The organism is Maribacter luteus, assembly GCF_009674825.1.
Classification (GTDB): domain Bacteria; phylum Bacteroidota; class Bacteroidia; order Flavobacteriales; family Flavobacteriaceae; genus Maribacter_A; species Maribacter_A luteus.
This window is the reverse complement of sequence record NZ_WKJH01000001.1, coordinates 595,244-620,209: the sequence shown is the minus strand read 5'-3', so window position 1 is coordinate 620,209 and position 24,966 is coordinate 595,244. Positions and strand designations below refer to the sequence as shown.

Genomic DNA, 24,966 nt, shown 5'->3' with positions numbered 1-24,966 from the left:
GTTATTGTTCTTTTATTTCTGGAATTTCTTGATCGGGGGCACCTGTTATCTTTTCTTGTAGTGATTGGAAAATCACGTAAAGTGCAGGAATTATCAATATCCCGAATAGGGTTCCGATAAGCATACCCCCAACAGCACTCATACCTATAGAACGGTTTCCTACGGCACCGATACCGGTTGATAAGGCCAACGGCAATAAACCGAATATAAAGGCGAAGGATGTCATTAATATAGGTCGGAGTCTTGCTTTGGCACCATCGATAGCAGATGCCATTATCGACATTCCGTGTTTTCTACGTTGCAATGCAAATTCAACAATTAGAATCGCATTCTTGGATAGAAGCCCGATCAACATGATCAATGCAATCTGGAAATAGATATTATTCTCTAAACCGGCGAAATTAATAAACGCAATTGCGCCCGCTATACCAACTGGTAGTGATAGTAAAATGGAGAATGGCAAAATATAGGATTCATATTGGGCACTTAGCAAGAAATAAACGAACACCAAACTCAATATGAAAATAAGGATGGTCTGGTTCCCAGCACTGTTTTCTTCCTTGGTAAGACCAGAATATTCATATGTATAATTGTTCGGCAAAACCTTTGCGGACACTTCTTCAATGGCCTTGATGGCATCTCCGGTACTGTAGCCTGGATTTAAGGCCCCGTTGATTTTCACTGAACTTAGCAAATTGAACCTGCTAACCACTTCTGGACCATAAATTTTCTTCAAGGTCACGAATTGTGATACCGGAACTGATTCACCCATGTTGTTCGTTACATACATATGGTTCAGCGAACCTTCATCTGCCCTATCTTCTGGTTTTGACTGGATCATGACGCGGTATTGCTTCCCGAATTTGTTGAAATCCGTAGTATATAATCCACCATAATATCCTTGCATCGCATTAAAGACATCAGTAACGGCCAAACCGGCTGATTTGGTTTTTTCAATATCTACCTGCAGCTCATACTGGGGAAAGTTAGGATTGAACTGTGTAATGGCATACTGAACTTCTGGTCTTGCATTTAACGCGGCCAAAAATTCATTCGTGGTATTTCCTACCGTTTGCCAATCGTCGGCATCCTTACTTTGTAGATTCAATTCAAAACCTGTTGAATTACCGAAACCCTGTACACTTGGAGGCGTAAAGAAGAGAATACGAGCATCTTTTAGTCCAGCCGTTTGAGCAAAAAGACTGCCAACAACAGCTTGTACGGATTCGGAAGGCTCTTTTCTTTCGTCCCAGTTTTTAAGACGCAATACGGAGAAACCATAAGAACCCCCATTAACCCCGTTCAATAAACTGAAACCTGTGACGTTCATTCTAGAGTCAATAATATCCATTGATTCGTAAATGGAATCCAATTTTTTTACGGTTTTCTGGGTCTGTTCCAATGTCGTACCAGCGGGCATGCTAACATCGGCCATGATAAGTCCCCTATCCTCATTAGGAATAAATCCTGTAGGAGTGGTTTGGAATAATAGGATCGTTACACCAGTGAAAATAACAAGTATGGCCACAGTGACCCATTTTCTTTTGGCAATGAACTTTACCGAACCAACATATTTATCCGTAATGGCACCGAACCCAGTATTGAACGCATTAAAGAACCGGTGCTTTAAACTTTTATCATGATTTTCAGAATCTTTATGTGGCTTTAAAAATAGAGCGGCCAATGCCGGACTCAATGTTAAGGCGTTCACGGCAGAGATTACAATGGCAATGGCCAAGGTAATACCGAACTGTTGGTAGAAAACCCCTGAGGATCCGCTAATAAATGAAACCGGAATAAATACGGCTGACATTACCAAGGTAATCGATATGATGGCCCCGGATATTTCGGACATAGCCGTTTTTGTTGCTGTTTTAGCATTGGGAGCACCTTCTTCCATTTTGGCATGTACCGCCTCGACTACCACAATGGCATCATCGACGACAATACCAATGGCGAGTATCATGGCGAAAAGGGTCAACATGTTAATCGAATATCCAAAGAGCGATAAGAAGAAGAACGTACCTACAATGGCCACAGGTACTGCTATGGCCGGGATCAATGTAGACCTAAAATCCTGTAAGAATAGGAATACCACGACGAATACCAATAAAAATGCTTCAATCAATGTTTGTACCACATGCGAGATAGAGGCATCAAGGAAATCCTTGGTATTGTATGGGATTACATAATCCACTCCTTTAGGGAAATCTGCCTTACTTTCACTTAAGATATTTTCAATTTGGGTTATGATATCGTTCGCATTGGAACCGGAAGTTTGGAATACACCGACAGCAGTACCGGGTTTTCCCATACCTTCATTCTTGGTACCATAATTAAAGGCACCAAGTTCAATTTCAGCCACATCCTTCAAACGTAGGAATTGGCCATTATCCTGGGCTTTGATAATAATATCCTCATATTCGGATATTTCGGAAAGCCGACCTTTATATTTTAGAACATATTCAAATACACCATCTGCATTTTCCCCGATTTTACCTGTTGCAGCTTCAAGATTTTGCTCAACAAGTGCACTTTGGATATCCGAAGGCATAAGTTTATAAGCCGCCATCTTATCGGGTTTTAACCAAATACGCATGGAATAATCTTTGGATCCGAAAACCGTTACGTTACCTACACCTTCAATACGTTGAAGTTTTGGTACCAGGTTTATACGTGCATAGTTTTCAACAAAAGTGGCATCATAATCCTCATTGTCAGAAAACAAGGAGAAAAACAACAAGGCACTGGTTTGTGATTTTTGCGTTACCACCCCTGTTTTTGTAACAGCTTCTGGCAAAACACTGTTGGCGCGAGCAACTCTATTCTGTACGTTTACCGCAGCAATATCGGGGTCTATGCCCAACTTAAAATAGACATTGATGGTGGCAGCACCGTCATTACTGGCATTCGATGTCATATAAGTCATTCCCTCGACACCGTTGATCTGTTCCTCTAACGGAATTACGACACTGTTTAATACGGTTTCAGCGTTTGCCCCGGTATAGGTTGTTGTAACCTGTACTGTTGGGGGTGCAATTTCTGGATATTGTTCAATGGGCAGGGAAGTTAGACCCAAGATACCGAGAATAACTATGATGACCGATATCACCGTAGATAGTACGGGACGATCTATAAATCTTTGAAACATGTTATTTTGATTATAGGTTGTTGATCAGATATTTTACTTGATGGGATTAATTGCCATTCCATCCCTCAATTTGGAGACACCTTCGGTAACTATAGTAGTTCCGGGCTCCAAACCACTTGTAACAATGAAACCTTTTTCGGTATTGGCCGAGATTTGAATGGGCTTTGTGGTAACCGTATTGTCATCTTTAACGATGAATATCAGTTTGTTTCCTTGTAAATCGATTGTTGCCGCTTGCGGAATTTCAAAGGCATCTTTATAGAGATAGGGGATTTTTATTTTCCCGGTGCTACCACTTGTCAATAGATTGTTGGGGTTTTTAAAATCAACCCTTGCAGTGGCACTCCCTGTTGTACTGTTTATAATGGTGTTTACCATGGCTATTTTCCCTGGCTCTGAATATTCCTTACCATTGATCATTACCAATTTAACATCATTCGCTTTTTCAAAATCGAATTGGTTTTTACTACTTGTAGGTATAGATTCCTTAAATTTCAAGAGTTCCTTTTCACTTAGGGAGAAGTAGGCACGAACTTCACTTATGTCTGAAACCGTTGTTAAGGGATTAGCCATGGCAGAACTTACCAAAGCCCCTGTCTTATAGGGTATTTCCCCTATAAAACCATCCACCGGACTTGTGATTCGCGAATAATTGATGTTAGAGATTACACTTTCATAATTACTGATGGCTTGTTTCAATTGGGCTTCTGCAGTCTCCAATTGAACTGGACTGATAATGTTTTTTTCTACCAATGGTCTCAGTTTGTCTACTTCTACTTGGGCGACATTTACTGCGGCTTTGGCAGCATTGGCATCTTGGTTCAGGGTTTGTGTCTCCAGTTTGAACAATAATTGCCCCTTTTTTATTTTCTGTCCTTCTTCTACATATATGTCTTGTATAAAACCAGAAACTTTTGGCCATATTTCTACGTTCTGCTTGCCTTCAAGGGTAGTTGAAAATTCATTGAAGATGGTCAAATCTTGTTTTTTCAGCTCGCTTACCTTTAAACTTGATGCCGGCATTGTTGGCCCACCCTGTGATCCTTCAGGAACTTTCCCGAAACACGAACTTAAAAGTACTAATAGGCTTAGTGAACTAATGATTGTTATTTTTCTCATTTTAAATTGGATGCTTAAATTTGTATTAAAGTTTTGTTAATTCTGTTAGTTCGGTATAAAACGAACTAAAATGATAAAAAAATTATTCTTTTAATGCATTGAGTTGATTGATGGTTTTTTGGAAAATATCTTTGTTTTCTTTTAAACAGGTCATATATATTTTCTTCATTTTTTGGGTTGATTTAAATTTTTCAGGATTGAATTTTTTGTTGTAAGCTGCTACTTTATCCATTATTTTCTCTTCATTCTCTAATTGTTTAAGAGCTCTGGACAATTTTTTAACCATAAAGGAATCCTTTTCAGCTACGGTATAGTACCTTTTTCTATCCCTTGATTTCGTAAAATATTTAATAAAGCCCATTTGTAATAAAAGATTGAGCGATGTTGATATTGAACTTTTACTTGCTCCTCTTCTTGTTAAACAATCATCAAAGGTCAACCCGTCTTCTTCTGTCATAACCAACGAGGCAAAGATGCGGGCAGATAAAGGAGCCAAGGAATATTCATTTTCAAAATGAATTCCTAAATCTTCTATAAGTTCCCTTCTGTATTCTTCCTTATCCATAATGTCAAGAATTGAAGGCGCAAAGATATAGTTAGTTCGGAAGTAACCAAACCAAACGAAATTAATTTTATGTTAAATTTTTAAGATTGTTGGGGTTTAAAGGAAACAAATGTTGAATCTACCCTTGTTAAAGGGGTATTCGGCTACCCTTAATTAAGGAACTTTTGTGTCAGGATTATTGTTTATTGCCCTAAAATCCCTGGTTGGTTCATTAGCGGAACCTTGATTACAAGATTTTCGTCAATAGAATTTTTCTTAAAAAGAAATTTCTTTTCATATAATTTGCCGTCGGCAAAGAAGGTAAGATAGAATTCATTGTTCAATTGCAGAACATCATCTTGTACCAGTTCTATCTTGGCATAAGATTTCGGGTCCATAAAAGCGATAGAATGCCTCATGGTTGAGGTTTTTTTATTCCCTTCGTATCCTTTGGAAACCACTAGTGCCATCTCTATCGGTGAATTACGGTCATTCAGGATATAGGCGTTCCATTTTTTTGCCAAAAAATCATCGTTCCATTCCTGGATCATCGCAATATAGACGTTTTTTACGATCGGTATTTCTATGTCCTTCTTCAAGAGGGAAAATTATAGTGTGCTTTTGAATTGTTCTAAGAAACGAACATCATTTTCACTCAATAAACGAATATCTGATATTTGATGCAGTAATAAAGCAATTCGGTCAATACCCATTCCAAAGGCAAAACCGGAGTATTCTTTAGAGTCGATTCCACAATTTTCAAGAACATTGGGGTCTACCATTCCGCAACCCATGATCTCTAACCATCCCGTACCTTTGGTCATTTTGTAGTCCGTTTCGGTTTCTAGGCCCCAGTATACATCAACTTCGGCACTTGGTTCGGTGAAAGGGAAATAAGAAGGGCGTAATCTGATCTTTGATTTTCCGAACAATTCCGTTGTAAAGAATTGTAAGGTCTGTTTTAGGTCGGCAAAAGAAACGTCCTTATCAATATACAATCCTTCCACTTGGTGAAAGAAGCAGTGTGAACGGGCAGATATGGCCTCGTTACGATATACACGACCTGGTGATATGGTTCTAATCGGTGGTTTATTGTTCTCCATATATCTCACCTGTACCGATGAGGTATGGGTACGCAAAAGGATATCTGGATCGGTCTGAATAAAAAAGGTATCCTGCATATCCCTTGCAGGATGATATTCTGGCAAGTTAAGAGCGGTGAAATTATGCCAATCATCCTCGATTTCAGGTCCTTCGGATACATTGAAACCTATTCGTGAAAAAATATCGATGATTTGGTTTTTCACTATTGAGATAGGGTGTCTGGCGCCTAAGGCCATAGCCTCTCCCGGTCTGGTCAAATCACCATATTTACCAGCTTCCTCTGTTTTGCTTTCCAAGGCCTCCTTAAGCAAGTTCACTTTTTCGGTTGCATTGATCTTAAGGGTGTTGATGGTTTGCCCAAACTCTTTTTTTTGATCATTGGGTACATTCTTAAACTCGGCGAAAAATTCGTTCAACAGGCCTTTTTTCCCTAAATACTTAATACGGAAGGCTTCAATAGCATCTTTGGTGTCAGCAGTGAATTTTTCAACTTCTGATATATGTTCCTTTATTTTATCGATCATGATATATAAGTAAGGGGCAAATTTAAAATATTATATGTAGTGATGTATGAATTTAATCAATAAAAAAACCGTGCTTAGGGTCATAGCACGGTTAAATAAAGCATTTAAAAAGTTCAATATACGTCCTTTACATGATTCTTGATCCATGTTGTACAATGGTCAAAGTCCTCAAAAATATGTTCTTCGGGAATAAAATCGGGAATAATGTCAATGCGTTCCATCATATATCGAGGTTGGCGTTGTAGATCGACAAAGAGAACAGTGATTTTGTTTTTGTTCAATTCCTGTAAAACGTCTTCCATGGCATAAAGACCGGATTGGTCCATATACTGCATGCGATCCAAACGTATGATTACGTAGGAGGCCGTATAGGGAATTTGATCGGCCAATGCTTGGAATTCATTGGTGGATCCAAAGAACAATGGGCCTTTTACGTGTTTAATATATACCTCTTCAATAAGGTTTTTGGGAAAATTAGCTTCATCTGACCATCCTTTTTCCTTGCCAAGGGTCTTAACATCGGATCTTTCCGCTGTAAGGTCACCCATTTGTTTCATGAACATAAGGGAAGCGATAACCAGTCCTACCCCTACGGCATAAACCAAGTTCCAGACCGAGGAAAGAACCAATACCACAAGCATGATGACCACTTCTGAACTGAATTTTAAAGGGCCTAATTTTAGATCTTTTGGCATACTGGGAATAGCTTTTAAACCTTTATAGTCCATAACCCCTATTCCTACGGTCACCAGAATCCCCGCTAGCACGGCAGCTGGTATTTGAGAGGCTACAGGTCCTAAGGACAATAAGATGATCAATAATAATAACCCGGCGACCATACCGGATAATTTGGTTTTACCGCCAGCATTGATATTGACTACAGTTCTGATTGTGGCACCTGCTCCGGGAATACCTCCAAAAATGGCACCGATACTGTTTCCGATACCTTGGCCAACCAATTCTTTGTTGGGATTGTGCTTGGTTTTTGTCATATTATCCGCTACGACCGAGGTCAATAGGGAGTCAATAGCTCCCAATAAGGCCAAAGTAAGGGCCGTAAAAAAATAAGGGGTAACCGTACTGAGCTTAAATTCGGTAAATATTTCAAGATTGGGTAAAGGAAAACCACTGGGGATTTCTTCTATAGGCCTATAATCCAATCCAAAACCATAAGCTACACCCGAGACTACCACCAAGGCCACCAAGGCACTAGGTATAGCGGTGGTGATACGCTTAAAGCCATAAATGATTATTATTGTTGAAAGGGCCAGAATTAATTCGATCCAATTAATATTTTGCAATGCCCTCGGAAGTACTTTGATCGAACCGATTACTCCTGATGCTTCCGCTTTGGCAAGTGTTCGTGCTTCTTTAAGCATATCGTCTTCAGTGATGCCTTTTGCCCTTTTAATGGTTTCCTCAAAATCCTCAAGTACCAGAATACCCTCACCGGCCTCATCTTTAAGGATATTATCAAGAATTATTTCTTCTGCTTGTGGCTTAAACTGTTCTACAAAAGCATCATCCTCCTTTGGGTAGTATCCGATAGCAGGTAAAATTTGGGTTACCAATATAATTACACCAATGGCGGTCATGAACCCGGAAACCACGGGGTATGGTATATAACGAATGTACTTACCTACCCCGATTAAGCCAAGCACTATTTGCATTAACCCGGCGAGAAGGAATATGAGAAGAATTGCAGGAAGTGCTTTTTCTACACTACCGTCATAAATAGCGATAATACCAGCTATTACCACCATACTTACGGCGGTCATAGGAGCGGTGGGCCCTGATATCTGTGTATTCGTACCTCCGAAAAGTGCAGCAAAAAAACTAATGAATATAGCCCCGTAAAGACCGGCGCTAGGTCCCAAACCGGAACTTACCCCAAATGCCAATGCAAGGGGTAGGGCTACAATACCTGCGGTAATTCCCCCGAACAAATCGCCCCTTAGATTCGTAAATAGATTTTTCATATGGCTTGTTTTCTATTTGAATTTAGAATATAAGATTTTTCAATTCAAAAGCCAAGATTGCATGGCTTCCTTTTACAATAAAATCAGTGACTAATCTAAGTGGTAGATTTCCATTATATCTTTTAAATACCCTTCAAAATCGATTTTTAGGTCAATCAACTTCCCTGTATGAATATCAAATACCCAACCATGGACTTTGAGACCACGTTCTCGAAAGGCTTTTTGCACAGCTGCCGTTTTAATCAGGTTAACACACTGTTCCTTAACATTGAGTTCTACCAGGCGGTCATATTTTTCTGTATTTTCTTCGATTGCATTAAGCTCGGCCCTATGAATACGGTATACGTCCCTTATGTTACGTAACCAAGGGTTCAGAATTCCCAAGTCTGCAGATTCCATGGCCGCTTGAACGCCTCCGCAAGCATAATGCCCACAGACCACTATTTGTTTCACTTTTAAATGATCTACCGCATAATTGATTACCGACATCGCATTTAAATCAATACTTATGACCATATTGGCGATATTCCTGTGTACGAAAACTTCTCCAGGTTCGGCTCCCATCAATTCCTCGGCAGTAACCCTACTGTCAGAACAGCCGATATACAAAAGTTCGGGCTTTTGTCCTTGCCCCATTTTTTTAAAATAGTCAGAGTCCGTTGAAAGCCTTTCCGCTATCCAATTCTTATTGTTTTCAAATACAGTATCTATGTTCATAATTGCAGTTAACGGGATTAATAAAGGAAAGATAGGTAATAAAGCCCATACTAATTTAGTATGGGCTATATAATAAAATATTCAATGAAAAATTAAATGCTACTCATAAAATTCAACTGCACCAGTAGAGATATCGTACATGGCCCCTATGATCTTAATCTCTCCATTAGATTCCATTTCAGAAAGGATTTTACTCCGTTCATGAATATTCTCAATGGTAAGTTCAACGTTTTTTGCAGATACATTATCTACAAATTCCAAGTTCTTCGAATTACGAAGATTCTCATCCTTAGGTTCCTTTACGGCAGCTACTGCAGGTTCTATTTTATTGATCAGAGCCGTTAAATTACCCATACGGGCATGGTCACAAGCTCCTTTGACCGCTCCACAGCTAGTATGCCCTAGAACAACGACAAGTTTGGTTCCTGCCAATTTACAGGCAAATTCCATGCTTCCTAGAATATCCTCGTTCACGAAATTCCCTGCAATACGAACGCTGAATATATCGCCCAATCCTTGGTCGAACACAAGCTCAGCGGAAACCCTGGAATCAATACAACTTAAAATGGTCGCGAACGGAAATTGTCCGTCACTGGTATCGTTAACCTGTTCTAAAAGGTTCCTGTTCGCTTTAAGGTTATTTTGAAAACGCTGATTCCCTTCCTTTAAAAATTGCAAGGATTTTGCAGGCGTCATAGTTGCTTGTGTTTCTTTTGTGTGTGCTTTCATACTATACTTTTATTAAGTTTTTTTTTATCTTTTACATTTGAATTTTCAATGGATGCCCCACTTTTCTCGGGGAACATGAGATTGGTATCCATTTTACCAATGACCCTTCTCAAATCGGAAGGGATAGAATTACTTGTTTTTGTCCCAAATCCCTTTTCCCTGTCAACAAAAAGTAAATTGATATTGTTTTTATTAATATACTTGGTAAGGTTATTCAAAGCGTTATCGCTATGATTAAAAACATAATCCACCGTTTTCTTGTCAGAAGTAGGTTGTGCAGTATCGGTATTATTTGATGTTTCCTTAACGAATTTATAGTTCTTTAGCGGTTTATCACTGTAGGCCATCAATTCCGTTGGTAATGATTTATTCATTAAAGATTCGGAACCATTGAGAATCCCCAATGAAATTGGATTGTTGGTATCTAGAACGTTTTTATCGTTTGTTATCATAATGTTTCCTGAGAAACGTTTTAGGACGAACGCGTTAATACTATCACCCAAAATCTGGAACGGTTTTGTTTTCCTTTTCCCCAACACCACGATATTTGGTTTATGCTCGTCTAAATACCGGGTAATCTCATTTTTTACGTTTCCGACGGCGTATGAATAATTGATTTCAATACCATACTCCTTGGCTATCGGAGCTATTGTTTTACTCAAAGTACTAATGCTCTTGGTTTGAACTGAATTTATAGATCTCATGGCGGACAGTTGGTTTTCTTTCTCTACTATTTCAGTAGGTTTAAGAACACTGAAAACCTCTATTTCCCCATGTATCATTTTAGCCAGACTAACAGCACTTTTCAACGTGGTTTGCATCGTGTCTTTCATATCTGAAAGTACGACGATTTTATATTTTTTTGTTTTCATTTTTAAAAATCTTTTTGAGATGATTAACTAAGGCTTAATTCTGATTTAGGCCTGCTTTCAAAAAACTCTACGAAGCTCGTCGGATTCTCTACAACACCCCTTTTAGATACCAATTTAATATCGATGTTCCGTTCTTTCGCCTTAAAGGCAAAGTCTTCCAATATTTCGATAATATCATTATCTAAGTATCTGGTTTTCAGTAAATCAAGTTCTAGATAGGTGTCTTGTGGCAAACTATCCAATTCTTTAAGGATTGCACCTTTATTAAAAAAGGTCACCTCCTCGGCCAAGGTCATTTTTATTTTATGCTTACCGTTACTTTTGTCCTCTATATGAAGGAAATGTGAATTTTGGTAGCTCTTTAAAAGAATCACTACAATACCGACTCCAAGGCCAAGACCTATACCTACCAATAAATCGGTGAAAACAATGCCGACTACAGTGACGATAAAAGGTACGAATTGTTTCCATCCTAAGTTGTACATTTTCTTGAACAAAGTAGGTTTTGCCAATTTAAAACCGACAATGAATAGGACCGCTGCCAAGACCGATAAAGGAATCATGTTCAATAATCTTGGAATGAGAATTACAGATATTAGTAGAAGGAAGCCATGAATAATGGCCGATAGCTTGGTTCTTCCCCCAGACTGTATATTGGCCGAACTACGAACGATTACCTGGGTTATGGGCAGTCCGCCGATCATACCGGAAATAATGTTTCCTGTTCCCTGTGCGAGAAGTTCCCGATTCGTTGGGGTTACATTCTTATGGGGATCCAACTTGTCCGTTGCTTCGACACACAATAGGGTCTCAAGACTGGCTACTAAAGCAATTGTAAAGGCAGTGACCCATATTTCAGGATTGGTAATGGCCCCGAAGTTTGGAAAACTGAACTGGGCCAAAAATGAGGATGCATCTTCAGGAATGGGGACACTAACCAAATGGTCTTTTGAAATGGAAAGGGTCTCATGACCTTGGGTAATAATATAAAAAATAATACCGATGGCTACCGCGACCAAAGGTCCTTGGATCAACTGGAATATTTTCCCTTTCTTTGAAAGTACCTTATCCCACAAAAGTAAAATGGCCAGGCCTATAATAGCAACTAATGTAGCTCCAGGACTTATATTGTTTATTGTTCCTAGAATTTCGGAAAAGGTGTTTTCACCATCTACTTGAAAAAAGGCCCAATCGCCTTCAGGGTCAGGATCATATCCGAAAAAATGGGGAATCTGTTTTAAAATGATGATGATACCGATACCGGTTAGCATCCCTTTAATTACCGAGGAAGGAAAATAATATCCAATGACCCCGGCTTTTAAGACGCCGAAAATCAATTGTATAACACCTCCCAGTACCACAGCGACCAAAAAGTTTTCATAACCGCCCAAGGCACCTATGGCGGTAAGGACTATTGCGGCCAAACCTGCAGCCGGACCACTAACACCTATTTTCGAACCACTTAGGGCACCTACAATAACACCACCTACGATACCTGCGATCAATCCTGAGAACAGAGGGGCGCCACTAGCCAAGGCAATACCTAAACATAAAGGTAAAGCCACAAAAAATACCACGACACTTGCGGGAAGGTCGTTTTTAATAAATTTAAACATATTCGTAATAAAATTTTTGTCCCCAAATGACTTGAAGACAGGTTAGTTCATAAAATAAAATGATTTTTGGCCATAATAATGGTTGCAGTGAAGACTCAAAACCTATGGTATAAATCATAAGCTAGCACTACTTTACAATAGCCCGAAAATAAAAATTGACTAACCTAATGGTTCGGGGGGAGGAACCGGTATTTCCAAGGGTATATTATTAATACCATTATAGTAATAAGATCCTATTGAGGAATTTTTAAGCGGTGATAGTGGCGAAAAAAGAGCAATGTTCATTTGCACGTATTTTTCCTCTGCCTGAGATTTTTTTCCGGTTTCTTGTTGTTCTTCCTCAGTAAGATTCGTAATTACAACAGGATTGTCCGTATCGATCAACGTTAATACACTTGGGGCAACTATGGCGAAAATCCATACTACAAGTAGGGTAATAAGAATGTTCGACTTAACCATTTAATAGTGTTTTTGCACAAATATAATAGTATTGCTATTATAGGCTGTTAAAGAAATACTAAAAATCTTTCAACATTTTTATACTGTTGGATGAAATCCAACCTGATTTACCATCTGCGATTTTAATTTTTTTCCATTCATTCAATTCATCAAGTACGTTCACTTTGGTTCCTTCATGTAAAAGGAAAATAGGTTGACTCCCTTTATTGGGTTCTGCCTTTATCTGTACCTCGCTATCGAACACGATAGCTGGTTGGTCGGCCATAAAATCGTTGTATTGCATAAATGCGAAAATTAAGCAAATGATTGACCCTAAAAAGAATATGATGCTGGATATGAATGCAATACGTTTTCTTGTTGCATATTCAAAATAATAAAAAGCTATGTACAATAGTACGAATATAATCATGAATGCAATGGCCAAATAGCTCCATTGATCGAATGATAGTAATCCCGTAACGGATTTGTATATCCTGGCCAAGCCGGTTTCGGGCATAACCTCGATAGCATCCAAGGTCATATTTTGGGCAAACGAAAGGTTGTGTTTGATTTCTTGATCATTGGGGGCAAGTAAAAGTGCCTTTTCGTAATTATATACACTTGGTGCAATTTGGTTCAACTTATAATGCGCATTGCCTAAATTAAAATAAAGTGAAGCGGAATGCTGCCCATTGTCCAATATTTGGGAATAAAGTTCAATGGCTTTTTCGTAGTCACCATTGTTATACGAATCCGTGGCTTTATTGAATAACGCATCATCTTGGGCGGCCCCGATGAAACTAATGAACACTACAATGATGCAAAATACCTTCTTCATTGTCTATAATTGTTTGTCAAGGTTAGAGATGACTTTACTTGCCCGGTCGTAATCTTCTTGCATTTGCACGTCTGAAAATGGACTGTACCTTGCCATTTCACAATTTTTCAATAACCCGATGAATCCTTCGACCGTATCAGTATCAACTTCTTTTTCGTTCAATAAACTTGTGATTTTATCTTTACTGAATTCTGAGGTCTCTATTTTTAATTTTGCCTTGAGGTAGTTATGTAAGGCTTTTTCCAGCGCTATGTAAAAGGCATCTTTTTTACCTAAGGTTTTTTTGGCCTCGGACAAATATTTACGTGCCAACTTATTGGCTCTTTTAATTCTATTGCCTTCAACGTCACTTGCTATGGCGTCTCGTTTTTTGCGGAATACAATGGATAAGGGAATGAGTAAAAGTGGTAGTAACAACCAAAGATAAAAAGCTTTTGAACCAAAGAAATGACTAAAGTTCTTTGTCGTAAGATCAGGATTTAATTTTATAAAATTAAATTGGTTGCCGCTTGTCACGACTGACTGCTTTGAGTTTACCGTATTGTTATTTATAGGGTTTGAGGAATTTGTAGGTCCTTGTATTACATTGATTAATATTTCTTCGGAATTGATCGTTTGGTACGATACCGTTTTAGGATTGAAATAGCTGAATGAAATACTGGGAACCGGATATTTGCCTTTAAATGAGGGTACTATGGTATAGCTGTCGCTGATTTTACCCTGCATGCCAGCTAGTGTTGTTCGTACATCCTCATTGTGTTCGGGGTCATAGACCTCGAGCGAACTTGGTAATTCTGGGGCGGGTAATTGGAATAATTTTAAATTTCCTTGTCCGCTTACCTCAACTATCGCCTGAAGTGATTCAGATGCATTTAGACTTGTTTTACTGGTAGTGACCTTAAAATCAAAGTCACCTACGGCCCCTCCAAAGTTGGCTGGTTTTCCTGCACTTGGCAAAGGTTTTACATTGATCGTACGGTTGCCGGCAGAAACGGTCTTATTGATTTGTGTATATACCCTTCCACCAAAAAAATCACGCTTGTTCGTAGGAACCTCTACGGTTACATCCAAGGAAAGTGGCTCAATATCCAATTTCCCGGATTTTTGAGGGTAGAGCACGATCCGTTTTAAAACAACGTAGCGATAATTCTTTCCTTTAAAGGTCCCATTTTCAGCATTCAATCGTTGAACAGGAATATCTTGACTCCAAAAATTGTTATATTTAGGATTGTCCAATGGCCGATAATTGGATACTCTAATAGATGGACTTACATAAAGTTTATAGACCACACTAATGGCCTCGTTCATGTACGGATTCGTTTTAGATACCTCTGCTACCAAATGAAGGTTATCATCGGCATAATCATCAACGTTAAGTTCATTTGGTTTTTCGACCGCTGCGGTTATCTCAACTGTTTTTGCCAATGATTTATACACTTGGCCATCAATAACGATAGAAGCTTGTTTTATAGTGAATTTGCCCCTGGCTGTCGGCGCCAAGGTATAGGAATATGTTTTTGAATAGGAGCGTACACCGTTTACCCAGGATGAACTAATGGCCTGCGAAGGTCCCATTAATACCCGAAAACCATTAAAATCTGGAGGTGAAAAATCGTCACCATCTTTGTTCATTGTAAATTCTACCCGTAACCGTTCGTTGATCCCGAGCTTTGTTTTACTCAGGTTCATTTCAAAGGTTACGGCATCATCTTGGGCGTTCATAACCAACGCTATGAACAACAATGGAAGTAACGATATAAAATATTTAATATCCTTTTTCATTACCAATCCTTTTCATTTTTAACTTTTGCTCCCTTGACTTTTTTAGCATCAATTTTTTCCTGAACTTTCTTTTCTTCATTTTGCATGGCTTCTAGCAAATTCTGAATCTGTTGTTTGGAAAGTTGATTGGGTCTTGGTTGCTGTTGTTGTTGCTGTGGGTCTTGATCCTTGGGCTGGTCTCCTTGTTCGGGTTTTTTTTGTTCCTCTTCTTTCTTATCTCCATCACCTTCTTTGTTGTCCTCTTTCTCTTCGTCTCCTTTATCCCCTTCGTCGCCTTGGTCTTTCTTATCGCTATCGTCCTTATCTTTTTGGTCCTCCTTATTGTCGCCCTCGTCCTTTTTATCTTGGTCTTTATTGTCTTTTTGATCTTTATTGTCCTGATTATCCTTGTTTTCGTCGTTCTTGTTCTGTTCGTCTTGTTCTTTTTTCAATAGTTCTTTGGCCAGTGCAAGATTGTAACGTGTTTCCTCATCCTTGGGATTGTTCCGTAAAGCCTCTTTATATGCCTCAACTGCCTTTTCATAAGCTTTTTGCTTCATAAAGACATTGCCCATGTTATGATAGGCTTTATGTTTGTCTTCTTTGGCCGTAGCCGCTTCCCCAGCTTGTTTAAACCTTCCGAATGCCTCGCTATAGGTCTCATTGTTATAATAGGCATTTCCTAAATTATAAGGAGCCGTACTGTTCTCCCCACTCTTTGAAATAGCCTTACGATAATCGACCTCAGCAGACACAAAGTCGTTCTCGGACAAGTCTTTGTTTCCCTCCCAAGTAAGATTGGTAGATGCTATACGTGCTTTTTCTTTCAATTTTTCTTCCTCAGTGTCCTGAGCAAAAGAGGCTATAGAAACAAAAAACAATAAAAGTAAGATCTTGTTCATATTATACTGCTTCTTTAGGGTTTTCATTGAAAAGATTCAGCTTTTTAAGCCATTTGGTCTTTTTATCCAATATAAAAATGTCTAAAAATAAGAATAATAGCCCTGCTGCTAAAAACCATTGAAATTGGTCTTTGTATTCAGCAAATTGTTTAGCTTCAAATTCCGTCTTATCCATTTGCAGGAGAATGTCCTTAATCTGGTCTACAGCTTCACTAGTATTGGTGCCGTCTATATACTGTCCATTTCCATCGTTGGCGATTTCCTGTAGAACCGCCTCATTCAGTTTTGTGATTACGACCTCACCCTGTGAATCTTTCTTAAGGCTTTCCACCACACCGTTCCTTTTTATGGGTATGGGGGCACCTTTGCTTTTTCCTACGCCAATCGTAAAAATACGAATGCCTTCTTCCACGGCATCATCAACAGCTTTAGAGGTGGTGCCCTCAGAATGGTCTTCCCCATCGGAAATGATGAACAAAACCCGATTCGTTTGCTCTTCGTCGTCGTAATATGAAGTGGCCAACTCCAAGGCCTGATTGATCGCCGTGCCTTGAGAGGTGAGCATGTCGGTATTCATATTCTGCAAGAACATCTTGGCCGCACCATAATCAGTAGTGATGGGTAATTGGGGAAAAGCTTGTCCGGCATAGGCTATAATTCCGATACGGTCGCTTCCCAATTGGTTTATTATTTCAGAAACCAAACGTTTGGCTTTTTCCAATCGGTTAGGGGCTATATCTTCGGCCAACATACTTTTAGAAACATCCACCGCGAAAACGATGTCTACCCCTTCACGTTTTACCGTTTCCAACTTGGTTCCTATTTTCGGATTCACCAATCCTAAGGTCAAAAATGTTATTCCCAATAGGAAGAACAATAATTTTAAGGCTGATTTAAATCTGGATTTGTTCGGGGTCAACCGTTTAAGCAGTGACGAATCGGCAAATTTTTTCTGTGTTCGTTTTTTCCATATCTGAAGAAATACGAATAATACCACCAAGACAGGGATGATGGCAAGTAAATAGAAATATATTTTTTCGTCGAATTGGATCATAAGCTATATAAAACTTCTAAAAAGGGTATTGCGAAGTAACCACTCTAATAATAGTAAGGCTCCTGCCAAAAACACCCATGGGCGAAATTTTTCTTCGTATTTGTAATATTTGAATTCTTCTATTTCTGTTTTTTCCAATTTATTGATTTCCTCATAAATGGCCTCCAGCTTCTCGTTGTCGGTAGCCCTAAAGTACTGGCCTCCGGTTGCTTGGGCAATATCTTGCAATAATTTCTCATCTATTTCTACCTGCCGCATGCCATATCTGAAAGATCCATCTGCATTGTAGGCAATAGGGGACAGGGCATTTCCATTTGAGCCAAGTCCAATAGTGTATGTTTTTATGCCGTATTCAACAGCTAAATCAGCTGCAGTCTGAGGCTCTATAAAGCCTGAATTATTGACCCCGTCAGTCAGTAAGATGATAATCTTGCTAATGGCCTTGCTTTCCTTTAGCCGGTTTACAGAAGTCGCAAGCCCCATGCCAATTGCCGTACCATCGTTTAATTGGCCATAGGTGATTTCACGAAGCGAATTGAGAACAATGGATTTATCACTCGTAATGGGGGTTTTAGTATAGGCTTCCCCGGCATAGGCCACAAGACCGATCCTATCATTGGGTCTTTCTTTGATAAAATCCGATGCTACTTCTTTTAGGGCCGATAGGCGATTTGGTTTTAAATCCCTTGCCAACATACTCGAAGATACATCTATCGCCATAACTATATCTATACCCTTGGTCGTTTTCGTACGGGTTGAAATGTCCTCGGTCTGTGGTCTTGCCATGGCTACGATAATAGCGGCCAAGGCCAACAACCTGAAGATGAACAGAAGCGGTTTTAATTTGGGAAGGATCCCTACATTTGAAAAACCCTTTATACTCGAAATCCTAAGGGACGCAGACAATTCGTTACGTTTAAAAAAATACCAAAGAATGGCCAGTGGGAGCAATAAAAGCAACCAAAAAAATTCTGGATTCGCAAATGATATATTCTCTAACATTTAGACTTCTGTTTTAACTTCAATGGTACTCAGCACCCTATTAATGATTTCTTCGGCATAGGTATCCTCGTCTTGCCAGGTTAACAAGACTTGTTGTTGAAATCCTTTTCCGCCAAAGCTGAGTATGGCATAATTTGCTTTTACCAACTCTTCGGAATCTGGTATCTTGAATTTTCCGCTACCATAGGTTTTCATTCCTTTTACTCCTGAAATGGTTACAAATTCCTCTTGTTTGGTAATTATGTTTTTAGCTCCTTTCGCCTCGAAACTCTTTAATAATTGTTCAATGGTCTTTTCAAATTCCGGCTCGGCAGGTTGTGTAAAGGTCGTTGAGGTTGCAGCTATGGTCAACAATGATTTTTCATCGTTGAACATAAAAGATTGTAGCTCCTTGATATTGGCTTTTGCCTCGGCGGGGATTTCTACCTTTTGGCGTACCAGTACCTCAGGCGTTTCCATACTTATCGGTGGATAACCGTATGAACTGGCTACCCACTCATTATCTAATAGGGCTTTGGTGGGGTTCCCGGTTACGGTATCCCAAACTTGGGCGGCACCAAAATAATTTATGACCACAATGGCCGAAATTACAACTGCCCCAATAGCGGCTCCACCGGCGATCATCCATTTTTTCTTTTGGCGTTTTTTGGCCAATTCTTCTTTGAATGCCTCTTGGGCCATTAACTCTTCCAAAGTAGGTTCAGGTATGGCCTCATGTGTCTTTACAACGATCTGCTCTACTATTTTCCTGTCTTGAAGGGCGATATTCGTTGGTGGTTTGGATTTTGCGAATTTTACTAAATCCGCGGTTTTTAAAATATTCTTGAATTGATTGATGGTGTCTTTATCGAGTTCAAGTTCACCGGCATCCTTCAGCATCTCCAATTTATCGATCAATTCATCGGTGGTACTTTCCAAGGCTGAAATATTCGCATCTTCGTCCAAGTAAGAGCGAACTATATCCGTCAGTTCGGAATAGTATTGTTTATACTCATCTTGGATAAGGTATTTAGAGTTATCCAATTTTTTCAATTCCAAGAGCGCACGATCGTAAGGAGGTAATTGTGCAACTTTCTCCTCTTCCGTCAAGGGTTTTGGTCTAAAAACGAACCAATACAAAAGTCCGGCTACAACGGCCAAAATACCCAAAACGATTATTAGGACCTTCCACCAACCCGAATTGATTTTCTCAACTTGTATCAAGGGTTTAATGTCGTACATTTTCTGGACCGTGGTATCTACCGGTACGGTGGCTACATTAATACGTAAAGAATCGGTAAAGTAACCTTTTCCGTTTATTTCGATGCGTTGTGCTGGTAATTTATAAGAGCCTGAGTCGAATTGGGTAAGGGCATAGGTTTTCAATAATGTTATCCTATCCTTTTTCCTTGTGGTATCCGTAGCAAAAGCCTCCACGGTTTCTAAGGGTGAAAACGTTTGTCCTTCAGGGAAAATGACCATATCGGTGGAATCTACTTCTACGGTAATCTTGAATTTTAACTGATCACCGATTTTGATGAAAGTAGTATCTACTTCAGACTGAATAGCAGGGGTATCCTGTGCGAATCCATGAAAAGTATATCCCATGAACAGGAATAGAAAAATACATCGCCAAAGTAGCGATGGATGATTTTCTGTTTTTAACTTTTCAACTTTCATTATTACCCTCTTCTTTTAAAATAACCCAACAATTTTTTCACGTAGCTCTCGTCGACCCTACAGCTTATTACCCCGCAACCTGATTTGGAAAAGGTTTCCTGAAAGTAATTCACCATTTGTCTATGATGTTCCCCATAGGCCATCCGAACTTTTTTAGATTGGGTATTGATTAATTGCAAGGTTCCGGTTTCCGCGTCTTGCATTTGTACCATTCCTAAATTCGGAATGTTTTCCTCACGCTCGTCGTACACCCGAATACCTGTAACATCATGTTTATTTCCTGTAATCTTCAGGGTTTTTTTGTAGTCATCATCTATGAAATCCGAAAGCACGAATACGATTGCCTTCTTCTTCATTACGTTGGTTAGGTACTTTAAGGCTTCGGCAATGTTCGTTTTGTTGCTCTTGGGCTTAAACTCCAACAATTCGCGAATGATGCGTAGAACGTGTGACTTTCCTTTTTTTGGCGGGATATAAAGTTCTACTTCATCGGAAAATAGTACGAGTCCTACCTTATCATTGTTCTGCATGGCAGAAAATGCCAATGTCGCCGATATTTCTGTAATGATTTCTTTTTTGAATTGGTTGGTGGTGCCGAAGAATTCCGATCCACTTACATCTACCATTAACATCATGGTAAGTTCCCGTTCCTCCTCAAATACCTTTACATAGGGTTCGTTGTATCTCGCCGTTACGTTCCAATCGATATTCCTAACATCATCACCAAATTGATACTGTCTTACCTCACTGAAGGTCATACCTCGACCTTTGAAAGTAGAATGGTATTCCCCTCCAAAAATATGATCGGAAAGACGACGTGTCTTTATCTCGATCTTACGAACTTTCTTTAGTAATTCTTTGGTATCCATTTTTTAGGGTAAACAGCAATAAGTTTTCAGGAACTGATTTTCGCCTTGGTTCAGAGGAACCCGCATTGGCATTTATAACTGTCGTCTTATTTATGGCACTTCAACTTCATTAACGATTTTATTGATGATCTCCTCGGAGGTGATGTTCTCCGCCTCGGCCTCATAGGTGATACCGATTCTATGTCGTAGGACATCATGTACTATAGCCCGTACATCTTCAGGAACCACATACCCTCTGCGCTTTATAAAGGCATAACATTTGGCAGCGACACCAAGGTTTATACTTCCTCGAGGGGAAGCCCCAAAGCTGATCAAAGGTTTTAGGCTTTCTAGATTGTATTTTTCAGGATAACGTGTGGCGAAAACGATATCCAATATGTATTTTTCTATTTTCTCATCCATATAGACCTCACGAACGGCTTGTTGTGCACTTAAGATCTGCTGGGTGGTAATCACGGGATTTACGGTCTCGTACGCACCTAATAGATTCTGGCGCATGATCAATTGCTCCTCGTTCATTTTCGGATAATCAATAACCGTTTTCAACATAAAACGGTCTACCTGTGCTTCGGGCAATGGGTAAGTACCTTCTTGCTCAACAGGGTTTTGGGTGGCCATTACCAAGAACGGTTTGTCTAAAATAAAGGTTTCATCCCCAATGGTTACCTGCTTTTCCTGCATGGCCTCTAAAAGTGCCGATTGTACTTTCGCCGGGGCCCTATTGATCTCATCTGCCAAAACGAAATTTGCGAAGATGGGGCCTTTCTTTATCGAAAAATCGTTTTCTTTAATATTGTAGATCAGGGTACCGACTACATCAGCAGGTAAAAGATCCGGTGTAAACTGTATTCTGCTAAAACTTCCTTTTACGGCTTTTGCCAAGGTGTTTATGGCAAGTGTCTTTGCCAAACCGGGAACACCTTCCAATAAAATATGACCTTGTCCTAATAGACCAATTAGCAACCTTTCGACCATATGTTTTTGGCCAACGATCACTTTGTTCATTTCCAACATCAATAAGTCTATAAAAGCGCTTTCTTTTGCAATTTTTTCGTTTACTGCGCTAATGTCAACTGAAGTATTTTCTTCCATATGTTTTACTGCATTTTTGGGTATAGGTCTGATTTGATCTAAACAGGAGTGCAAATTGAAAATTTATTCATTGTATCGCTGTTAATGATTGGTTAAAAATTAGGGAAAGCCCTTATTTTTATGAAGTTTTTAAGTGATTTCTTTTTAAATTCACTCCCTTATGGCAAACATAACCAAATTTTAAAAAATAATAGCAGGAAACATGACTTTGGGGCGATTTGGAAAGTGGGTTTTATGGTATGGAAAACCTGTCTAAAATGCATCTTTATGTAGGTGTCAAATCCACGGGATGTTCGATATTTATCGCCAAATTAATTGTAATAGAATAGAGGGTTATATTGTAAAAGGCCAGTTACGGCATTAAGTACCTAAAAATAAAAAGACAATGAATAAAACAGCATTGATTACAGGGGCTACAAGCGGAATAGGTAGGGCAACAGCACAACTTTTCGCTGCAAATGGTTTTAAATTGATCTTATGTGGAAGACGTAAGGAACGATTGGCCGAATTACAACAAGAATTGGGCGGTACATTGAAAGTACATACACTTGCATTCGATGTTCGCGACAAGGAAAAAGTAAATCAACTTATAAACTCACTGCCTACAGAGTTCTCTGAAATCGATATCCTGATCAATAATGCAGGAAACGCCCACGGATTGGAACCCATTGAAGAAGGGAGTCCGGACGATTGGGATGCCATGATCGATATTAATGTAAAAGGATTGCTTTATGTTACCAAAGCGGTATTGCCCAAAATGGTCGAGAAAAAAGCCGGACATATAATAAACATTGGTTCTACGGCAGGTAAGGAAGTATATCCTAGGGGTAATGTGTATTGTGCCAGCAAACATGCGGTCGATGCCATTAACCAAGGTATGCGGATCGATCTAAATCAATACGGTATTAGGGTAGGTGCCATTAACCCAGGGTTGGTTGAGACCGAATTCAGTCAGGTGCGTTTTAAAGGGGATACTGAAAAAGCATCTAAGGTTTATCAAGGGTTTCAACCTTTACGGCCAGAAGATATAGCGGATATCATCCTTTTTACGGTTACGCGACCTTATCATGTGAATATTGCTGATTTGGTGGTAATGCCTACTGCACAAGCTAGTTCTACAATCGTAAATAAAGATCAAGAATAGAATGATCAACAAACGCCTTTTGGTAAAAAACCTTCTCGCCCATAACGACGAGAATAGCTTTTACGATAAAAAGCGTTTCATTTCTATTGGCCATAAGGAAGGGAAGGCCAAATTTCTTAAACACGTTTGTGCCTTGGCCAACAGTAATCCAAAAAACCATTCATTTATTGTTATTGGGGTAGAGGATGATGACAATGCCATAGTTGGTGTCGATTTCTTCGATGATAGTAAAATACAGAACCTGGTCAATGCCTATTTAGACAATCCTCCACTGATTGCCTATGAGAATATCCCTTTTCCGCATCTTCCCGAAGGTAAGGTTGTTGGGCTGGTTACGATTACTTCCAATGGAAAAGTGTGTTCCCTAAGAAAGAATATCTGGAAATATTATGGAGGTTCCGTTTTTTTTAGGGAGGGTAGTATCAGTATGCCAAAAGCATATGATATTGAGTTGAAAGATATTAATTCAGAGGTCGTTGCCACTCTTGAACAACATGCGCAGAACAATATTGAACTTACCTTGGACGGGGTCATCGACTTCATAAACCATAGGCATAAAGATCTGGATAGTAATTACAAGGTGTTTAAAGAGCAATTCGTGGTTTGCTGGGCGGGACATACGAAAAAAGTAAAGGAGAAAACCTACTTCTCACGAGTGGATATAGAACTGATCAACGAGCAGGTCAGGTTGTTTTATTCTACCTTGGACGAGGTTCGGGTATCTTATAATGACGACAGCTTTAACATAACGGAATATGTGCGATTGGGACTGGGAAAGGCCCATAAGTACTATCCTTTGGAAGAGGTTAAGATAGTTTTTGATGATAATGGCACTTACCAGATACATAGTCAAATGATTTTTGACCCTCCTAAATATGAAACAAAAACCTTACATCATATTTATAATACGAACAACGCTTTACTAATGAAATTGGAAAAAGGATTGGTACTTAAACCAAATGAAAAGGCAGATTTGTTGCATTTGCCCGCAACCTATCTTATCTGTTTTTTCAACGGATTTGAAGAAGCACGAACCCAATTGGAAAAAGCCCGTCCCCTATTGAAAAAGACAAATGAAACTGTTTATAATTCCCTGAAGGAAGTTTTACGTATATTAAGGAAAGTGAAGTATAATTGATGTATCAAGTATTCGATAATATCATGTATTTTTATAATGATTTAGATGGATGTTATCCAAGGGGAAAAAGAATCATATTTATAATAATGCCTTGGTGAAAATTGACGAAATATAAATTTTAATTGCCGAATCCTAATATTTTGAACATATGAAAACACATTTCTTATCGCTTATTGTCTTATTGGGTCTACTTGGTTGTCATGAACAAAAAGAAATTAGTTCGGTAAATCCAGAAAACTGGTCAAAAAGAACAATTGATATCAGTAAAAAAGACAGTTTGGAATATGGTAAAACCTATTTATCTACCTATTCCCAGATTTACAGTACCTCGGAACATAAAACCCATAACCTTACGGCTATGGTAAGTTTGAGAAATACGAGCGACAAGGATACCATCTACGTTTTAAAGGCCAATTATTTCGATACGCATGGTAAGCATGTAAGAACATATTTTAACAATCCTATTTTTTTGGGCCCTTTGGAAACAGCGGAAATCATCATTGATGAAATCGATGTTTCAGGAGGTACGGGTTCTAACTTCATTTTTGAATGGAAAGTGCCAAAAGGCTGTTCAGAACCTTTGTTTGAAGGTGTTATGAACTCTACCATGGGCCAACAAGGATTGTCATTTACGACCCAGGGTAGGCGTATAGAGTGATCGGCCGGGTAATTTTATGGGATTATCTGGGAAATGGCTTTGCCTTTAAATTCATG

At 39.1% G+C, this 24,966-nt stretch carries 22 protein-coding genes; 3 read left to right on the top strand and 19 right to left on the bottom strand.

All coding sequences use genetic code 11. The features are described 5' to 3' along the window. Position 1 precedes the first annotated feature (1 nt). The 19 genes from GJ691_RS02555 to GJ691_RS02465 form a co-directional block, all read right to left on the bottom strand. Positions 2 to 3,151 (bottom strand): efflux RND transporter permease subunit, encoded by a 3,150-nt coding sequence (locus GJ691_RS02555; protein ID WP_154363427.1) that lies wholly within the window; start codon positions 3,149 to 3,151, stop codon positions 2 to 4. A gap of 33 nt (positions 3,152 to 3,184) precedes the next feature. Next, complete coding sequence (locus GJ691_RS02550; RefSeq protein ID WP_154363424.1) at positions 3,185 to 4,270, bottom strand: efflux RND transporter periplasmic adaptor subunit; 1,086 nt, start codon at positions 4,268 to 4,270, stop codon at positions 3,185 to 3,187. An 82-nt stretch (positions 4,271 to 4,352) separates the two neighbouring features. Next, the gene (locus tag GJ691_RS02545) at positions 4,353 to 4,835 is read right to left on the bottom strand and encodes a GbsR/MarR family transcriptional regulator (RefSeq protein ID WP_154363423.1); all 483 of its coding nucleotides are present in this window, start codon (positions 4,833 to 4,835) and stop codon (positions 4,353 to 4,355) included. Between the two features lie 182 nt (positions 4,836 to 5,017). Further along, a complete protein-coding gene (locus GJ691_RS02540; RefSeq protein WP_154363421.1) occupies positions 5,018 to 5,413 on the bottom strand; it encodes a hypothetical protein in 396 nt (131 codons plus the stop codon). 9 nt (positions 5,414 to 5,422) lie between these two features. Then, positions 5,423 to 6,442: a phenylalanine--tRNA ligase subunit alpha gene (gene pheS / locus GJ691_RS02535; RefSeq protein ID WP_154363419.1), complete on the bottom strand. Its 1,020-nt coding sequence runs from the start codon at positions 6,440 to 6,442 to the stop codon at positions 5,423 to 5,425. A 113-nt stretch (positions 6,443 to 6,555) separates the two neighbouring features. Beyond that, positions 6,556 to 8,421, bottom strand: coding sequence for a SulP family inorganic anion transporter (locus GJ691_RS02530; RefSeq protein WP_154363418.1), 1,866 nt, complete (start codon positions 8,419 to 8,421; stop codon positions 6,556 to 6,558). A 90-nt stretch (positions 8,422 to 8,511) separates the two neighbouring features. Then, positions 8,512 to 9,138 carry a carbonic anhydrase gene (locus GJ691_RS02525; protein WP_154363416.1) on the bottom strand — a complete coding sequence of 209 codons (627 nt, stop codon included), beginning with the start codon at positions 9,136 to 9,138 and terminating at the stop codon, positions 8,512 to 8,514. Positions 9,139 to 9,237: 99 nt separating this feature from the next. Then, the gene (locus GJ691_RS02520) at positions 9,238 to 9,867 is read right to left on the bottom strand and encodes a carbonic anhydrase family protein (protein WP_154363414.1); all 630 of its coding nucleotides are present in this window, start codon (positions 9,865 to 9,867) and stop codon (positions 9,238 to 9,240) included. Then, positions 9,864 to 10,739 (bottom strand): universal stress protein, encoded by an 876-nt coding sequence (locus tag GJ691_RS02515; RefSeq protein ID WP_154363412.1) that lies wholly within the window; start codon positions 10,737 to 10,739, stop codon positions 9,864 to 9,866. Before GJ691_RS02515 ends, GJ691_RS02520 begins: the two co-directional genes overlap by 4 nt. Before the next feature lie 23 nt (positions 10,740 to 10,762). Then, a complete protein-coding gene (locus tag GJ691_RS02510; protein WP_154363410.1) occupies positions 10,763 to 12,355 on the bottom strand; it encodes a SulP family inorganic anion transporter in 1,593 nt (530 codons plus the stop codon). A 159-nt stretch (positions 12,356 to 12,514) separates the two neighbouring features. Continuing rightward, positions 12,515 to 12,814, bottom strand: coding sequence for a hypothetical protein (locus GJ691_RS02505; RefSeq protein WP_154363408.1), 300 nt, complete (start codon positions 12,812 to 12,814; stop codon positions 12,515 to 12,517). A 58-nt stretch (positions 12,815 to 12,872) separates the two neighbouring features. After that, on the bottom strand, positions 12,873 to 13,631 hold the full coding sequence (locus GJ691_RS02500; protein WP_154363406.1) for a tetratricopeptide repeat protein: 759 nt from the start codon (positions 13,629 to 13,631) through the stop codon (positions 12,873 to 12,875). A gap of 3 nt (positions 13,632 to 13,634) precedes the next feature. Then, the gene (locus GJ691_RS02495) at positions 13,635 to 15,413 is read right to left on the bottom strand and encodes a BatD family protein (protein ID WP_154363404.1); all 1,779 of its coding nucleotides are present in this window, start codon (positions 15,411 to 15,413) and stop codon (positions 13,635 to 13,637) included. Next, entirely contained in the window at positions 15,413 to 16,321 is a 909-nt protein-coding gene (locus GJ691_RS02490; protein WP_154363402.1) for a tetratricopeptide repeat protein, read from the bottom strand. The genes GJ691_RS02495 and GJ691_RS02490 overlap by 1 nt, the downstream gene beginning before the upstream one ends. Continuing rightward, on the bottom strand, positions 16,296 to 17,348 hold the full coding sequence (locus tag GJ691_RS02485) for a VWA domain-containing protein (protein ID WP_154363400.1): 1,053 nt from the start codon (positions 17,346 to 17,348) through the stop codon (positions 16,296 to 16,298). Before GJ691_RS02485 ends, GJ691_RS02490 begins: the two co-directional genes overlap by 26 nt. Before the next feature lie 3 nt (positions 17,349 to 17,351). Next, the gene (locus tag GJ691_RS02480) at positions 17,352 to 18,350 is read right to left on the bottom strand and encodes a vWA domain-containing protein (protein WP_154363398.1); all 999 of its coding nucleotides are present in this window, start codon (positions 18,348 to 18,350) and stop codon (positions 17,352 to 17,354) included. After that, positions 18,351 to 20,009: a BatD family protein gene (locus GJ691_RS02475; RefSeq protein WP_246200088.1), complete on the bottom strand. Its 1,659-nt coding sequence runs from the start codon at positions 20,007 to 20,009 to the stop codon at positions 18,351 to 18,353. It abuts the gene before it with no gap. Positions 20,010 to 20,011: 2 nt separating this feature from the next. Continuing rightward, positions 20,012 to 20,878 (bottom strand): DUF58 domain-containing protein, encoded by an 867-nt coding sequence (locus tag GJ691_RS02470; protein ID WP_154363396.1) that lies wholly within the window; start codon positions 20,876 to 20,878, stop codon positions 20,012 to 20,014. 90 nt (positions 20,879 to 20,968) lie between these two features. Continuing rightward, positions 20,969 to 21,970, bottom strand: a complete 1,002-nt coding sequence (locus GJ691_RS02465; protein WP_154363393.1) for an AAA family ATPase — start codon at positions 21,968 to 21,970, stop codon at positions 20,969 to 20,971. A 385-nt stretch (positions 21,971 to 22,355) separates the two neighbouring features. On the opposite strand from GJ691_RS02465, the gene GJ691_RS02460 reads away from it, so the two are divergent. The 3 genes from GJ691_RS02460 to GJ691_RS02450 all read left to right on the top strand — a co-directional run bounded on the left by GJ691_RS02460 (position 22,356) and on the right by GJ691_RS02450 (position 24,910). Next, a complete protein-coding gene (locus GJ691_RS02460; RefSeq protein ID WP_154363392.1) occupies positions 22,356 to 23,114 on the top strand; it encodes an SDR family NAD(P)-dependent oxidoreductase in 759 nt (252 codons plus the stop codon). Between the two features lies 1 nt (position 23,115). Beyond that, complete coding sequence (locus GJ691_RS02455) at positions 23,116 to 24,252, top strand: ATP-binding protein (RefSeq protein WP_154363390.1); 1,137 nt, start codon at positions 23,116 to 23,118, stop codon at positions 24,250 to 24,252. 148 nt (positions 24,253 to 24,400) lie between these two features. Next, positions 24,401 to 24,910, top strand: coding sequence for a DUF3124 domain-containing protein (locus GJ691_RS02450; protein ID WP_154363388.1), 510 nt, complete (start codon positions 24,401 to 24,403; stop codon positions 24,908 to 24,910). The last annotated feature ends 56 nt before the right edge of the window (positions 24,911 to 24,966 follow it).